This is a genomic window from Pseudomonas sp. DCB_AW, assembly GCF_026240895.1.
GTDB lineage: Bacteria > Pseudomonadota > Gammaproteobacteria > Pseudomonadales > Pseudomonadaceae > Aquipseudomonas > Aquipseudomonas kermanshahensis.
Map to the genome: position 1 here is coordinate 1 of NZ_JAPFCE010000100.1, position 15061 is coordinate 15061.

Genomic DNA, 15061 nt, shown 5'->3' on the forward strand with positions numbered 1-15061 from the left:
GCTGCGAAGAGGCCGGTGGCAAGAACCAAGATCGGCGTTTTTGCAGTTGGCCTCTTCGCAGCACAAGGCTGCTCCTACAAGGAAGATGTATTGCCTGAAGCTCAATACCCCGGGCTGTCGAAGTCCAGTTTCACCTCGAAGTCCCGTGCCCGCTCCACGCCGCTCTCCAGCCGCCCGTCGGCATGCAAGCGCAACCAGCGATAGCCAGGCTGCTCTTCGCTCACCTTGAAGTCCTCACTTTGCGCCGCGAACTGAATGCAGGTCGACGGCGTGGCCATCAAGCGCAACCCCTCGCGCAGTTCATCCCACCTCTGGTGGATATGCCCCCAGAGCAACGCCCGCACCTGAGGATAACGTTCAACGATGGCGAACAATGCCTGGGCATTGCGCAGCCCGATGGGCGCGATCCAGGCGCAGCCGATGTCCACCGGCTGATCGTGAAAGCACACCAGGCAATGGCGCTAACCGGCCTGTTTCAAGTCAGATTCCAGCGCGGCCAGTTGGTCGTCTTCCAGGAAACCGTGGGTAGCTCCGTGCACGGCCGTGTTGATGGAGGATGACCTGCCTCGAACGGACGTGACCGGCCAGGGCTTCGTCGACACTGTTGTCGACGACTTCATAGGCCAAGTGGTTCAGTCCGCTGGTGTCGGTGTACATGCTCGGTCGCTTGCGTACCGGATCAAGGCCCGAGAGGACTTCGTTGGAGTCTGAGTTATAGGCGCTAGTGCTGGGATTGGCCATGGGGTCTTGTCGTCAGTCAGGTGAATGCAAAAGTGCTAGGTACAAAGCTCAGAGCACGGAAAAGTCGAGCATACGCGCCCGGGGCAATCCCGGCACAGGCCAGCAGTGTAGGCAGGCGCTCGACAAAGCCCTGGAAGCTGTGGTCGCCACCGGCTTGGATGCGCAATGCACACGCTCGGTAATAGCGCTCGGCGTGGCGATAATCCAGGGTTTCGCTGGCGCAGGGACGCGCAGAGTAGCGCGTTCGCCGGGTTTTGACGCAGTGAGGGGGATTTCGCAACACTTTCTTCAGGCACTTCCGGGCATTCAAAGGGCGCTTTCCGTGTAGGAGCAGCCTTGTGCTGCGAAGAGGCCGGTGGCAAGACCCAAGATCGGTGTTTTTGCAGCTGGCCTCTTCGCAGCACAAGGCTGCTCCTACAAGGAAGATGTATTGCCTGAAGTTCAATACCCCGGGCTGTCGAAGTCCAGTTTCACCTCGAAGTCCCGTGCCCGCTCCACGCCCGTCTCCAACCGCCCGTCGGCATGTAAGCGCAACCAGCGATAGCCAGGCTGCTCTTCGCTCACCTTGAAGTCCTCGCTTTGCGCCGCGAACTGAATGCAGGTCGACGGCGTGGCCATCAAGCGCAGCCCATCGCGCAGTTCATCCCACGTCTGGTGGATATGCCCCCAGAGCAACGCCCGCACCTGTGGATAACGTTCAACGATGGCGAACAATGCCTGGGCATTGCGCAGCCCGATGGGCGCGATCCAGGCGCAGCCGATGTCCACCGGCTGATGGTGGAAGCACACCAGGCAATGGCGCTCACCGGCCTGTTTCAAGGCTGATTCCAACGCGGCCAGTTGGTCGTCTTCCAGAAAACCGTGGGTAGCACCGTGCACGGCCGTATTGAGCATGACAACGCGCCATGCGCCAATGTCGGTTACCGCCTGCACCAGCTCCGGCGCCACCTGCGCCATTACCTGCGCCTCGTCATGGTTACCCGGCAACCAGCGGGTGGGCACGGCGAACGGTGCGGTCAGCTCACGGAACGCCTCATAGGAAGCAACGCTGGCATCCTGGGACAGATCGCCGGTGCACAGCAGCAAATCGATGGGCGGCTGCTCGCGGCGCACTTGGGCGACCACATGGCGCAGGCTGTCACGGGTGTTCAGGCCAAGCAGGGTACCGGCCGGGTCGGCGAACAGGTGGGCATCGGTGAGTTGCACCACATGCACGGGGCGGGTTGGGTCTAGGTGCGGCAACGGCCGTCTCCTCGAACGGATTCAGCACGAATTATGGCTGCGCAACGGTTGCGAGCAAACACCCGAAACCGACGCACATCACATTTCAGCGAACACTTGCCAGTTCATGACCGCAGGCCAGGCAGTGGCTCAGCCATTCACCGAGGAACAGGTTGAGCTGCGCTTTTTCGTCCGGCTGGTGCATACCCGCATTCGGATAAGGGTAAATGCTGCGCAAGCGCCGGGCATGCTCGGCGCTGACCACCTCGGCCATGCGTGCATCGTGGTACACCTGCACCTCAAGGTGCGGCACCGGCAGCCACGGCAAGCTGTGTTCCTGGCGCACGTGCAGGGTGGTGGTATAAGGGCAGGCCAGCACGACATCGAGCACCAGCACACCGAGCATCTGGTCGCCCTGGGTCATGCCGATGCGACGCGAGCTCTGGGTAGTGCGCATGTCTGGTAACAAACGCATCAGCCGGGCGTAATTGGCCTCGCAGGCTGCTTGCAGCCCGACCAGGTCAACCCGATATCGCTCGCGCAGCAGGTTCACTTCCACATACCTCGAACTTCGTCTCTGTTAAGCGCCAGCCATTGCAGGCCGATAATCGTCGCGGCGTTGCAGATACGGCCATCACGCACGGCCTGCAAGGCATCCTCGAACGACCACACACGCACGCGAATGTCTTCGCCCTCTTCTTCCAGGCCATGCAGGCCGCCCGCGCCCTCGCTGGTGCAGCGCCCCAGGAACAAGTGGACGAATTCGTCACTGCCACCGGGCGATGGGAAGTAGCGGGTCATTGGCCACAAAGCGCTGAACGTAAGCCCGGCCTCTTCTTCGGCCTCGCGGTGTGCGACCTCTTCAGGTTGCTCGTCCTTGTCGATCAGCCCGGCGACCATCTCGATCAGCCAAGGGTTGGCGACCTTGTCGAGCGCACCGACACGAAACTGCTCGATCAGCACCACCTCGTCACGCAGTGGATCGTAGGGCAATACACAAACCGCATCGTGGCGCACGAACAGTTCGCGGCTGATCTCGCGGCCCATGCCCCCGGCGAACAGTTCATGGCGCAGGCGAAGCTTGTCGAGCTTATAAAAGCCCTGGAAGCAATTGGCCCGCTCGATGAGCTCGAAGCCCTTGGGCACTGAATTCAACGCGTCTGACATGGAAATCCTCATGGCCTCAAATACTGCATCGCGCCATCCTACTCCGCACTTTGGCGCGTTTCACCCCTTTCCGGCAACCGTTCGCGCAGTCGGGACAGCGCGCCTTCTGTCTGTTAGCTTAGTGGCGAACTGACGGTCGCGCCGACGGTCAAAGGCCGACTTTTCCCTGTTCTGCAAGGATCATCATGACACTTGTCAAACTGACTTCCGTGGCTGTGCTGGCACTGGCCCTGGGTGCCTGCCAGAGTCTGTTCACGCCCAACTACCGGGCCCCGCTCGAGGTCAAGCGTGACGCCTGGGAGCACGTCAAACCCGGCTGCAGCGAAAGCGACTGCCCGCTGGTAAACATCGACACCCTTCACTTCCCGGCCCAGCCCAAGCTCGACGCCATCGTCGAACAGCGCCTGCTGCAGCTGACCGAAGACAACCAGCACGGCGCCGCGCCAACCACCCTGCAGGCGTATGAGCAGCAGTACCTGGCCAGCGCCGACAAGCGCAACAGCAGCTACTTGCAAGCCAAGGTACGCGAACAGCATGACGGGCTGGTGATCATCGAACTGTCCAGCTACCTGGACAGCGGTGGCGCCCATGGCATGCCAGGGCGCGGCTTCATCAACTATTCGCGCAAGCTGGACAAGGTACTGACCCTGCAGGACATGCTGGTGCCCGGCCAGGAAGAGACCTTCTGGAAGACCGTCGAAGAGTCGCACCGCGCGTGGATGATCAGCGTCGGCATGGACAAGGACGCCGACTTCGTCAAGACCTGGCCCTTCAAGCGGTCGCCGCACATCGCCCTGACGTACGGCGCGGTGGTGGTCAAGTATGAGGTCTATGCCATCGCGCCCTACTCCATGGGCCACGTCGAGCTGAAGATCCCCTACCCGCGCCTGAACGGCGTGATCAAGCCCGAGCTGTTTCCCGGCCGCGGCTGAAGCTCAGTAGCGCATGCAGCACACCTGCCAGCACTAGCGCCGGCAGGGTTGCGCCCAGGTCCGGTGCTTGCGCGGCAATCAGGTGATAAGCCGCCACACCCACGGCCCAGGCCAGCAACGCCTGCCAGTGCAAGCCATCGACCTGTGACGGCAGGCGGCGGTGACGGATCACGTAGTGGTCCATCAGCACCACGCCGAACAGCGGCGCAAATACCGAACCGATCAGCAGCAAGAAGTTTTCGTACTGGGCCAGTGGCGCGAACAGCGCGATCAGGGTGCACAGCACACCAATGGCCAGCGCCAGGTGCTCGACTTTCAGGCGTACCAGCACGCCGGTGGAAACGGCGGCCGAATGAATGTCGGCAAAGGCTTTTTCCGACTCGTCCAGCAGAATCAACAGCAACGGTATACCCAGCCCAGCACCTGCCAGGGCCAGCAGCAAGGCATTGGCTTCGCCGCTGGGGGCAAAGGCCAAGGTGTAGGCGACGCCCAGGCTCATCAGCCAGGTATTGCCGATGAAGTAGCCCAGCACGGTACCGCCGAACACGCGCTTGCCGCTGCGGGCGAACCGCGAGTAGTCGGCGATCAGCGGCAACCACGACAGCGGCATGGCGATAACGATGTCGAAGCCGACGGCCAGCGACATCGAGCCGTCACCGGCGCGTTGCCACAGGTCGGCCAAGTCGGCTTTGGCGAACAGGTTCCAGGTCAGCCACAGGCACGCGCCCAACAGCACCCAGATGCCCCACGTGCGCAACACCTTGCGCACGAACGCCAGCGGCCCGCTGACTGCAAGCAGGGTCGCCAGGGCGCCGAAGCACAGGGTCCAGAGCATAGGGCTGTTCCACGCACTGCCTTCACCGAAGGTACGCGCGCCGAGCAGGCTGGCCGCGTCGCGCATGACGATGATCTCGAACGCCCCCCAACCCACCAGCTGCAGCAGGTTGAGCACTGCCGGCAAGCGGGCGCCATGGCTGCCCAGGCTGAGCCGCAGGGTGCCCATGGCAGACAGGCCAGTGTCGCTGCCGATGACACCCGCCGCCCCGAGTAACAGCACGCCCACACCGGTGCCAAGGGCGATGGCCAGCACCGCGCTGGCAAGGCCCATGCCTGGAGCAAGCATGGCGCCGACCTGCAGCACCATCAAGCCGATGCCGAGGGAGAACCACAGTGAGAACAGGTCGCCGAAGCCGAAGATGCGTTGGCTGGTGGGGACCGGGTGGTCCGGGGAAAAATGGCTGGGGGTGGTCATTGTTGTGATCGCCGCAAAGATTGGGATGAACAGGCATCCAACGGTGGGAGCGGGCTTGCCCCGCGAAGGCGTCTGGCCTGCCAATCGCGCTGGCCAAGCTGACGCTTTCGCGGGGCAAGCCCGCTCCCACGGTGGTGACGGATTGCCTTACACTTTTTTGTACAACTGGCTGCCTTCCTGGCGGAACCGCTCGGCCTGCTCACGCATGCCTTCTTCAACCGTCACGTCCACGGCTTCGATCTTGGCGGCGTACTCACGCACTTCCTGGGTGATTTTCATCGAGCAGAACTTCGGCCCACACATCGAGCAGAAGTGCGCGACCTTGGCCGATTCCTTAGGCAAGGTTTCGTCGTGGTACGCGCGGGCGGTGTCCGGGTCGAGGCCAAGGTTGAACTGGTCTTCCCAGCGAAACTCGAAACGCGCCTTGGACAAGGCGTTGTCACGAATCTGCGCGCCCGGGTGGCCTTTGGCAAGGTCGGCGGCATGGGCGGCGATCTTGTAGGTGATGATGCCGGTCTTGACGTCATCCTTGTTCGGCAGGCCCAGGTGCTCCTTGGGCGTCACGTAGCACAGCATGGCGCAACCGAACCAGCCGATCATCGCCGCGCCGATACCGGAGGTGATGTGGTCGTAACCCGGCGCAATGTCGGTGGTCAGCGGGCCAAGGGTGTAGAACGGCGCCTCGTCGCAGCATTCGAGCTGCTTGTCCATGTTCTCCTTGATCAACTGCATCGGCACATGGCCCGGGCCTTCGATCATGCACTGCACGTCGTGCTTCCAGGCGATCTTGGTCAGCTCGCCGAGGGTTTCCAGCTCACCGAACTGCGCAGCATCGTTGGCGTCGGCAATCGAGCCCGGACGCAGGCCGTCGCCCAGCGAGAAGCTGACGTCGTAGGCCTTCATGATTTCGCAGATTTCGTCGAAGTGGGTGTACAGGAAGTTTTCCTGGTGATGCGCCAGGCACCACTTGGCCATGATCGAACCGCCCCGGCTGACGATGCCGGTAACGCGCTTGGCGGTCAGCGGCACATAGCGCAGCAGCACACCGGCGTGGATGGTGAAGTAGTCCACGCCCTGCTCGGCCTGCTCGATCAGGGTGTCGCGGAACAGCTCCCAGGTCAGGTCTTCAGCGACACCGCCGACTTTTTCCAGGGCCTGGTAGATCGGCACGGTACCGATCGGCACGGGCGAGTTACGGATGATCCACTCGCGGGTTTCGTGAATGTGCTTGCCGGTGGACAGGTCCATGACCGTGTCCGAACCCCAGCGAATCCCCCAGGTCAGCTTGGCCACTTCTTCCTCGATCGAGGAGCCCAGGGCGCTGTTGCCGATGTTGCCGTTGATCTTCACCAGGAAGTTGCGGCCGATGATCATCGGCTCCAACTCGGTGTGGTTGATGTTGGCCGGGATGATCGCGCGGCCGCGGGCGATTTCTTCGCGGACGAACTCGGGGGTGATTTCTTTCGGGATGTTGGCGCCGAAGCTGTGGCCCGCGTGCTGCTGGTCAAGCAGGCCGGCGGCGCGGGCTTCCTGCAGCTTCATGTTCTCGCGGATGGCAACGTATTCCATCTCGGCGGTGATGATGCCCTGGCGGGCATAGTGCATCTGCGAGACGTTGACGCCCGCCTTGGCGCGGCGCGGGTTGCGCACGTGGTTGAAGCGCAGCTTGGCCAGCTCTGCATCGTTCAGGCGCTGTTGGCCGAAGTCGGAACTCAAGCCGCCCAGGCGCTCGGTGTCGCCACGCGCGTCGATCCAGGCCGAACGCACGTCGGCCAGGCCTTTGCGCACGTCGATGATGACGTTAGGGTCGGTGTAGGGGCCGGAAGTGTCGTAGACCAGCACCGGGGCGTTGGTCTCGCCGCCGAAATCGGTAGGGGTGTCGTGCAGGCTGATTTCGCGCATGGGCACGCGGATGTCCGGGCGGGAGCCTTCGACATAGACCTTGCGCGAACGGGGGAACGGTTGCACGGACTGCTGATCGACTTGTGCCGATTCGCTGAGGTTGATCGTTTTTTCTTGTTTGCTCATCACGGGCTCTCCAGACAGCTTCCTAGCGGATGGAATGTCGGGGAGAACCTGAAAGACGCGGACGCACCCCTTTACGGGTGTGCAGTGCCGGATACATGGGGGTGCCGTAAGCTGCTTGCAGCTGAGACATTCCCGGACCTGGCACAAGAGGCTCCCCGGGAAGGCGAGCAATCTTGTTCCCTACGCAGGCGCTAACCTGATCAGGTTCAACGGGATCCGCAACTTTGCGATCTCAGCCTTTGCTTCAAGGCACCCCGACAAGAACATGCGCAGTCTAGACTGGAGTGGTCGGCAAAGCCAAGCGGGTAAATACGGGTGATGATGAAAGGCGCACTGGGCGATTGTTGCCGGGGGCGCATGGCACTACACTGGCCCATCGCTCGATACTCAACAGTTCAGTAATTATATTTCGTACAAGGATTGCCTCTATGCTGCGCAAACTCTCACTGGCGATAGCCGTGTCTTGTGCGTCCAACGGAATGGCCTGGGCAGCAGAAATGCCCATGACGGTTAAAACCGACCTGGTCAGCGTCTACCAGGAAGCGGTCGACAACAACGCCGATCTTGCGGCAGCCCGCGCCGATTATGGCGCCCGCCGCGAAGTCGTCCCACAGGCCCGCGCCGGCCTGCTGCCGAACCTGTCGGCCGGTGCCGAGATGATGAACACCCGCACCAAGCTCGACGAGCCGTCCCTCACCGCCAACCGCAGCGGCAACTCCTGGAGCGCCACCCTGGCGCAGCCGGTGTTCCGTGCCGACCGCTGGTTCCAGTTGCAGGCGGCCGAGGCGGTCAACGAACAGGCGGCGCTGGAATTGTCTGCCACTGAGCAGAACCTGATTCTGCAAACCGCGCAAAACTACTTTGCGGTGCTCCGGGCCCAGGACAACCTGGCCGCGACCAAGGCCGAGGAATCCGCCTTCAAGCGCCAGCTCGACCAGTCCAACGAACGTTTCGACGTGGGCCTTTCCGACAAGACCGACGTCTTGCAGTCCCAGGCCAGCTACGACACGGCCCGGGCCAACCGGATCATCGCCGAACGCCAGGTGCAGGATGCCTTCGAGGCGCTGGTGACGTTGACCAACCGCGAGTACTCGTCGATCCAGGGTGTGGTCCACACCTTACCGATCCAGGTGCCTACGCCCAATGACGCCAAGTCCTGGGTAGAAACCGCTGCCCGCCAGAACCTCAACCTACTGGCGACCAACTATGCCGTCGATGCCGCCGAAGAAACCCTGCGCCAGCGCAAGGCCGGCCATGCCCCAACCGTGGATGCGGTCGCCAAATACCAGAAAGGCGATAACGACAGCCTGGGCTTCACCAACTCGCCCGCGCAGCCAAACGTGCGTTATGGCAGCGATGTGGAACAGACCAGTATCGGCCTGCAACTGAACATCCCCATCTACAGTGGCGGCCTGACCAGCTCGCAAGTGCGCGAGGCCTACCAGCGCCTGAGCCAGAGCGAGCAACAGCGCGAAAGCCTGCGCCGCCAGGTGGTGGAAAACACCCGCAACCTGCACCGCGCGGTGAACACCGATGTGGAACAGGTGCAGGCACGCAAACAGTCGATCATTTCCAACCAGAGCGCGCTCGAAGCCACCGAAATCGGCTACCAGGTCGGTACCCGCAACATCGTCGACGTACTCGACGCCCAGCGCCAGCTGTACACATCGGTGCGTGATTACAACAACAGCCGCTATGACTACATTCTCGACAACCTGAGCCTGAAGCAGGCGGCGGGAACCCTGAGCCCGCAAGACCTGCAAGACCTCGGGCGCTACCTGAAGCCTGACTACAACCCGGACAAGGACTTCCTGCCACCGGACCTGGCGGCGGCGGCGGCGAAGAACTTCGAGCGCAGGCCCTGAGATAGATGTCGCGCCATTCGCGGGTAAACCCGCTCCCACTGGTTTCGTGCAGCTCGCAAGGAAAGCACCACCCCTGTGGGAGCGGGTTTACCCGCGAAGAAGCAATCGCCTATCTCAGCGGATAAGCGCGCCCAGCCCATCCAGCAACCGCTGCAAGGCGCCCTGGTTTGCCCGCATCACCGCCCTGCCTGCCTCGCCCATGCGCTGACGATCCTGCGGCAACTCGATCAACCGCCGTACCGCCTCGGCCAGCCCGTCGGCATCTTCGATCTGCTGCAGCGCCCCGGCGTCCTTCAGCATCGCGCTGATCTCCAGGAAGTTGAACACATGCGGCCCCATGATCACCGGCAAAGCCAGTGCTGCGGGCTCGAGCGGGTTGTGGCCGCCAGTGGCGACCAGGCTGCCGCCGACGAAGGCGATGTCGGCCAGGGCGTAGAGGAACAGCAACTCGCCCATGGTATCGCCAAGCAGCACGCGGGCCTGGTCATCGACCGGGGTGCCGGCAGAGCGGCGCACGGTGGTGAACTGTTCGCTGCACAGGGCATGCACTGCATCGAACCGCTCGGGGTGGCGTGGTACCAGGATCAGCAGCGCATCGCCGTGCACCTGCAGCAGCTTCTGATGTGCCTGCAGGATCAGCGCGTCTTCACCTTCATGGGTGCTGGCGGCAATCCATACCGGGCGCTGGCTGGCGCCCCATTGCTCGCGCAGCGCCTTGGCGCGCGGCAGCAACTGGTCATCGACCTTCAGGTCGAACTTGATCGAACCGGTCACCTGCACGCATTCAGGGCGCGCGCCCAGGTCGCGAAAGCGCTGCGCTTCGGTTTCGGTCTGTACCGCGATCAGGTTCATCTCGGCGAGCATCGGCCGGGTCAACTTGGCAAAACGCCCATAACCACGGGCCGAGCGCTCGGACAACCGCGCATTGGCCAGCGCCACCGGGATGCCACGCTTGGCACACTGGTGAATATGGTTAGGCCACAGTTCGGTTTCCATGATGATGCCCAGCTTCGGCTGCACATGGTCGAGAAAACGCCCGGCCGCCCACGGCAGGTCGTAGGGCAGGTAGCAATGCTGCACACGCGGTTCATCGGCGAACATCGCACGAATGCGCTCCGACCCGGTCGGGGTCATGCAGGTAAGCGTGATCGGCAGGCCTGGGTAGGCCTTCAGCAGCGCCCGCACCATGGGCGCGGCGGCAATGCTTTCGCCCACCGACACCGCATGCACCCAGATGCCGCCCTGGCGCATGGGCGGCAGGCCGAAGGCAAAGCGCTCGCCGATGCGCTGGCCGTAGGCCGGTGCCTTGCGCGCCCGCAGGAACAGGCGCAGCGCAACCAGTGGCAGGCCCAGGTGAAACAGCAAGGTGTAAAGAGTTCTGTTCATGGCGGCGAAGTTTACCCGATCGCGCGCAGGTGCACCGCAAAGCGCTCGGCCAGCCATTGCGCGGCAGGCCCCAATGGCTCGTCACGGCGCCAAGCCAGTTCTACGACCAGTGCCGGTGGCCGCCACTCGCTGGCGAGCTCGACCATGTGCGCCTGGTAAGTGGGGTACTGCACCACGTGCCGGGGCAACCACGCCCAGCCCAGGCCACGCATCAGCAGCTCGGCCATGGCGTAGAAGCTGTCGGCACGCCAGATCTGCGGGCTGATCGCCTCGCCGCCGGGGTAGCCACTCTGTTGCGGGGCGATCAATAGCTGGCGATGGCGCGCCAACTGCTGGCGGTTGACCTTGGCCTGCTGCGCCAGTGGATGGCCGACCGCGCACACCGTGACCATTTCCACACTGCCCAAGGCACGACGCTCCAGCGATGCCGGCATGCTTTCGTGATGAAAGAACAGGCCAAGGTCGGCACGCCGCTCCACCAACTTGCGCGCCACATCGCCCTGGGCGCCGCTGGCCAGTTGCACTTCCAGGTACGGGTAGCGGCTGGCCAGTTCATCGAGGCTGTCGATCACCGGTTGATAGGGCATGGCCTCGTCCTGGGCGACACGCAGCAGGGCTTCCTGCCCACGCATCAGGGCCAGGGCACGGCCGTCGAGGCGCTCGCATTGGCGCAGCAGCTCGCGGGCGTCCTCCAGCAGCGCGGTACCGTTTTCGGTCAACTTGGGCTGGCGGCCGCTGCTGCGGTCGAACAGGGTCACGCCCAGGTCGGCTTCAAGCATGGCGATTGCAGTGCTGATTGCCGACTGCGCTTTGCGCTGCTCACGGGCAACGGCGGAGAACGAGCGCAGCTCGACGACGCGGACGAAGGTGCGCAGTTGGTCGAGGTTCCAGTGTTCCGCCATCAACCTATCTCCCATGGTGATAGGTAATGACTTTACCGCATCCAGGCGGCGTCTAGAATGCCCGACTAGTCACCGGAGAATTGCCATGAACGCCTACACCTACCTCGCTATTGCCATCTGCGCCGAAGTCATCGCCACTGCCTCCATGAAAGCAGTGAAGGGCCTGAGCACGCCGTTGCCATTGCTGTTGATGGTGGTCGGTTATGGCATTGCCTTCTGGATGCTGACCCTGGTGGTGCGCAGCATTCCGGTGGGTATCGCTTATGCCATCTGGTCGGGGCTGGGGATTGTGCTGATCAGTGTGGCAGCGCTGGTGATCTACGGGCAGAAGCTGGATGTGCCCGCAATGCTGGGCATGGCGATGATCGTTGGCGGGGTGGTTGTGATTCAGCTGTTTTCGAAAACTGCCGGGCATTGATGCGGGCTGTATACTTGCCAGCTGTCCCAGTCTTCGAGGTACCGCCATGCCAACCGCCATTTCCACTGACGTGCTGATCGTCGGCGCCGGGGTCGCAGGCCTCTGGCTCAATGCCCGGTTGCGCCGCCAGGGCTATTCGACCGTGCTGGTGGAACGCGCCAGCCTGGGTGGCGAGCAGACCATCAAGTCCCAGGGCATCATCCACGGCGGCACCAAGTACGCCCTGCACGGCGCCCTGACCGGCGCCTCGGAAGCGATCGCCGACATGCCGCGACGCTGGCGCGAGGCCTTGGCGGGCGATGGCGAGCTGCCGCTAGGCAAGACGCGCCTGCTGTCCGACGCGCACTACCTCTGGTCCCCCGGCACCCTGGCCGGTAACCTCACCAGCTTCTTTGCCAGCAAGGCCGTGCGCGGCCGCGTCGATCAGGTCAAGGGTGAGCAACTGCCACCTGCGCTGCAGGACCGCGACTTCAAGGGCAAGGTCTATCGCCTGGCCGAGCTGGTCATCGACGTGCCCAGCCTGCTGGCCAACCTGGCCGAGCTGGCCGGCGACAGCCTGCTCGCCGGCGAACGTATCGAACCCCTGCGTGATGGCGACGAGCTGGTTGGCCTGCGCGTGGACGACCGTGAAATCCGTGCGCAACGTATCGTGCTCAGCGCCGGCGCCGGCACCGAAGACGTGCTGCACGCCTTGGGCCTGAGCCAGCCGGCCATGCAACGTCGCCCGTTGCACATGGTCATGGCCAAGGGGCCGAACCTCAAGCCACTGTATGCACACTGCCTGGGCGGTGGGCCCAAGCCACGGGTCACCATTACCACCCACCCGGCGGCGGATGGCCAGTGGGTCTGGTACCTCGGCGGCGACCTGGCCGAGGCCGATGGCGTGGCGCGTGAGCCTGCCGCGCAGATTGCCGCAGCGCAAAAGGAAATCGGCAACCTGCTGCCGTGGGTCGACCAAAGCCAGATTCGCTGGGCCACCCTGCGCGTCGACCGCGCCGAACCGGCACAGTCGGGCCTGGTACGCCCGGACAACGCGTTTATTGCCGACCAGCAACGCCTGCTGGTGGGCTGGCCGACCAAGTTGGCGCTGGCCCCGGACTTCAGTGACCGGGTAATCGCCAAGCTTGAGCGCGATGGCATACGCCCCAGTGCCCAAGCCGATCTCTCTGGCCTACCACGCCCTGCGCTGGGCGTACCTGCTTGGGAGCAACTGCTGCCATGAGCCTGCCGACCCTGCACGACTTCCATCGCCCCCTGGGCAGCACCGGCCTCACCGTTTCGCCCCTGGGCCTGGGCACGGTCAAGTTGGGCCGCGACCAAGGCGTGAAGTACCCGACCGGTTTCACCATCCCCGGCGATGACGAGGCCCGCATGCTGCTGGCCCAGGCACGCGAACTGGGTATCAACCTGATCGACACCGCCCCGGCCTATGGCCGCAGCGAAGAGCGCCTTGGCCCACTGCTGCGCGGCCAGCGTGATGAGTGGGTGATCGTCAGCAAGGTCGGCGAAGAATTCGACAACGGGCTCTCCCACTTCGACTTCAGCGCCGCCCATACCCGCCGCTCGGTCGAACGCAGCCTGCGCCTGCTGGAAACCGACCACATCGAACTGGTGTTGGTGCATTCCGACGGCAATGACTTGGCCATCCTCGAACAGCAAGAGGTCTACCAGACACTGGCCGCCCTCAAGCAGGAAGGCAAGATCCTCGGCTACGGGCTGTCCGGCAAGACCGTCGCCGGCGGCCTCAAAGCCCTGGAACAGGGCGACTGCGCCATGGTCACCTATAACCTGAACGAGCAGGCAGAACGCCCGGTGCTGGACTACGCTGCCGAGCACGGCAAGGCGATTCTGGTTAAAAAAGCCTTGGCCAGCGGGCACATCTGCCTGGCGCCTGGGGTTGACCCGGTGCAGGCCAGTTTCGAGCTGCTGTTCTCCCACCCGGGGGTCAGCAGTGCTATCGTCGGCACCATCAATCCCTTGCACCTGGCCCATAACGTGGCCACCGTGGCCCGAATTCTGGGCCAGCATTGAGCCGCCCTCGCGGGCGTCCGACAGGAGGAGGAACCTCGTGCCGCGTACGCTGATCCGCAAGAACCCGAGCAACTTCAAGACACTGCCGCTGCATGTCGAGGCAACTGCCGAAGGCCTGGTCTACCAGAGCATCGGCATGCCGCTAAACTTCGCCCAGACCCAACAGCGGCGCAGGGCCATCCAGTTGCCCGACACACAGCGTTTCGTGGCCGAGCTGGCCAACCTGGGCGTTTCGGTACGCCTGACCCTGCATTGGCAAAACCGTGATTACTGGGTACTGGTGCGCCAGCGGCGCCAGGACCGTGGCGACGTGGTGCTGAAGCTGATTTCAGGCTACGTCCCCGCTCAAGAGCTCAACTTGCCGCTGCACACCGCCGTCCAGGAAGTGGCCGAGGAGTGTTTGCTGGAAACACCGGAAGGCTGGCTGGGCGGGCGCTTCAACGACACCTGGCTACCGGCGCCCTACGCCGCCGCACTGCACTACCGCGAAGCGCTGCCTTTTGTGCTGACGCCGGAGTCTGGCGCGGCACGGCCGGTGCATTGCGGCAAGCTGATGCTGCTGGAGCGGCCACGGGCTTACGTGCACTTGCCGACCGCCTCGTTGCAGCTGATCTATGACATGCGCCTGCAGGTGCCCAAGGACGCCAAAAAGCTCAGCTTGTTCCATGTCGACGAACGCCTGGAAGGTGACCAGTTGGTGGCCCGGCTGAATCGCAAGCGCCCAGACCTGTACCTGATGCCATTGGAAGAAGGCCGACCGTTGGCCGAGCTCTATACGCTGAAAAAGGACGAGCTGGTGCCGGCGAGCACACGCGGGCTTTACTTGGCAGAGAGCTTTGCCCGGCAAGAAGGCTGGGTGGTCACCGAAGAGCGGATTCGCTGGCGGGATTGGGTGAAGCAGCAGGGCTTGGTAGAGGCCAAGCCAGGGCGGGCTTCACACCTGCAGCGGTTTGGTGACAAGGCACGGGCGCTGCTAGCGCGGGCGCGGACGTGACTGCCCTTTTCCCATCAACGCCATCACCAGACGCCCCTACGCCGGCATCAACATTCCACTGCTGTGGGCCGAGGCGCGCCTGCGAGGTTTCACCCGCGATCGCTGGCTGACCTTCAATCAAGCA

General features: G+C 63.5%; 13 protein-coding genes, 4 pseudogenes and 1 riboswitch. Of the genes and pseudogenes, 7 read left to right on the forward strand and 10 right to left on the reverse strand.

Annotation, left to right across the window (positions count from 1 at the left end; translation table 11 throughout):
• Nucleotides 1–101: 101 nt before the first annotated feature.
• The 6 genes and pseudogenes from OO306_RS26470 to OO306_RS26495 form a co-directional block, all read right to left on the reverse strand.
• A pseudogene (locus OO306_RS26470) lies at nt 102–551 on the reverse strand (phosphodiesterase); the annotation flags it as partial.
• Nucleotides 547–741: pseudogene (locus OO306_RS26475) on the reverse strand (DNA topoisomerase IV subunit B); the annotation flags it as partial. The pseudogenes OO306_RS26475 and OO306_RS26470, both read right to left, overlap by 5 nt.
• Nucleotides 742–757: 16 nt before the next feature.
• Nucleotides 758–961: pseudogene (locus tag OO306_RS26480) on the reverse strand (YqiA/YcfP family alpha/beta fold hydrolase); the annotation flags it as partial.
• A gap of 221 nt (nt 962–1182) precedes the next feature.
• Complete coding sequence (cpdA, locus tag OO306_RS26485) at nt 1183–1983, reverse strand: 3',5'-cyclic-AMP phosphodiesterase (RefSeq protein ID WP_265970278.1); 801 nt, start codon at nt 1981–1983, stop codon at nt 1183–1185.
• An 85-nt stretch (nt 1984–2068) separates the two neighbouring features.
• Nucleotides 2069–2521: a DUF1249 domain-containing protein gene (locus OO306_RS26490; RefSeq protein WP_027592506.1), complete on the reverse strand. Its 453-nt coding sequence runs from the start codon at nt 2519–2521 to the stop codon at nt 2069–2071.
• Complete coding sequence (locus tag OO306_RS26495; RefSeq protein ID WP_265970279.1) at nt 2512–3129, reverse strand: NUDIX domain-containing protein; 618 nt, start codon at nt 3127–3129, stop codon at nt 2512–2514. The genes OO306_RS26490 and OO306_RS26495 overlap by 10 nt, the downstream gene beginning before the upstream one ends.
• Nucleotides 3130–3314: 185 nt before the next feature.
• Here OO306_RS26495 and OO306_RS26500 point away from each other — a divergent pair, with 185 nt between their 5' ends.
• Nucleotides 3315–4061, forward strand: coding sequence for an RsiV family protein (locus tag OO306_RS26500; protein WP_027592504.1), 747 nt, complete (start codon nt 3315–3317; stop codon nt 4059–4061).
• Here the strand turns inward: OO306_RS26500 and cytX are convergent.
• Together cytX and thiC are read right to left on the reverse strand one after the other, a co-directional pair.
• Nucleotides 4030–5313 carry a putative hydroxymethylpyrimidine transporter CytX gene (gene cytX, locus OO306_RS26505; RefSeq protein WP_027592503.1) on the reverse strand — a complete coding sequence of 428 codons (1284 nt, stop codon included), beginning with the start codon at nt 5311–5313 and terminating at the stop codon, nt 4030–4032. The two genes, OO306_RS26500 and cytX, sit on opposite strands and share 32 nt — an antisense overlap.
• Before the next feature lie 147 nt (nt 5314–5460).
• The gene (gene thiC / locus OO306_RS26510) at nt 5461–7341 is read right to left on the reverse strand and encodes a phosphomethylpyrimidine synthase ThiC (RefSeq protein WP_027592502.1); all 1881 of its coding nucleotides are present in this window, start codon (nt 7339–7341) and stop codon (nt 5461–5463) included.
• Nucleotides 7342–7501: 160 nt separating this feature from the next.
• Nucleotides 7502–7608, reverse strand: a riboswitch (TPP riboswitch).
• A 161-nt stretch (nt 7609–7769) separates the two neighbouring features.
• Here thiC and OO306_RS26515 point away from each other — a divergent pair.
• Nucleotides 7770–9206 carry a TolC family outer membrane protein gene (locus OO306_RS26515; protein ID WP_027592501.1) on the forward strand — a complete coding sequence of 479 codons (1437 nt, stop codon included), beginning with the start codon at nt 7770–7772 and terminating at the stop codon, nt 9204–9206.
• Nucleotides 9207–9320: 114 nt separating this feature from the next.
• Here the strand turns inward: OO306_RS26515 and waaA are convergent, their stop codons facing one another.
• Nucleotides 9321–10592, reverse strand: coding sequence for a lipid IV(A) 3-deoxy-D-manno-octulosonic acid transferase (gene waaA, locus OO306_RS26520; RefSeq protein ID WP_265970280.1), 1272 nt, complete (start codon nt 10590–10592; stop codon nt 9321–9323).
• 11 nt (nt 10593–10603) lie between these two features.
• The gene (locus tag OO306_RS26525) at nt 10604–11494 is read right to left on the reverse strand and encodes a LysR family transcriptional regulator (protein WP_027592499.1); all 891 of its coding nucleotides are present in this window, start codon (nt 11492–11494) and stop codon (nt 10604–10606) included.
• An 85-nt stretch (nt 11495–11579) separates the two neighbouring features.
• On the opposite strand from OO306_RS26525, the gene OO306_RS26530 reads away from it, so the two are divergent.
• The 5 genes and pseudogenes from OO306_RS26530 to OO306_RS26550 form a co-directional block, all read left to right on the forward strand.
• A complete protein-coding gene (locus OO306_RS26530; protein ID WP_008095055.1) occupies nt 11580–11912 on the forward strand; it encodes a multidrug efflux SMR transporter in 333 nt (110 codons plus the stop codon).
• Nucleotides 11913–11958: 46 nt separating this feature from the next.
• Entirely contained in the window at nt 11959–13134 is a 1176-nt protein-coding gene (locus OO306_RS26535) for an FAD-binding oxidoreductase (protein WP_027592498.1), read from the forward strand.
• The gene (locus OO306_RS26540; protein WP_085272294.1) at nt 13131–13943 is read left to right on the forward strand and encodes an aldo/keto reductase; all 813 of its coding nucleotides are present in this window, start codon (nt 13131–13133) and stop codon (nt 13941–13943) included. The genes OO306_RS26535 and OO306_RS26540 overlap by 4 nt, the downstream gene beginning before the upstream one ends.
• A gap of 37 nt (nt 13944–13980) precedes the next feature.
• Complete coding sequence (locus OO306_RS26545; protein WP_265970281.1) at nt 13981–14937, forward strand: metal ABC transporter ATPase; 957 nt, start codon at nt 13981–13983, stop codon at nt 14935–14937.
• 4 nt (nt 14938–14941) lie between these two features.
• Nucleotides 14942–15061: pseudogene (locus tag OO306_RS26550) on the forward strand (ArdC-like ssDNA-binding domain-containing protein); the annotation flags it as partial.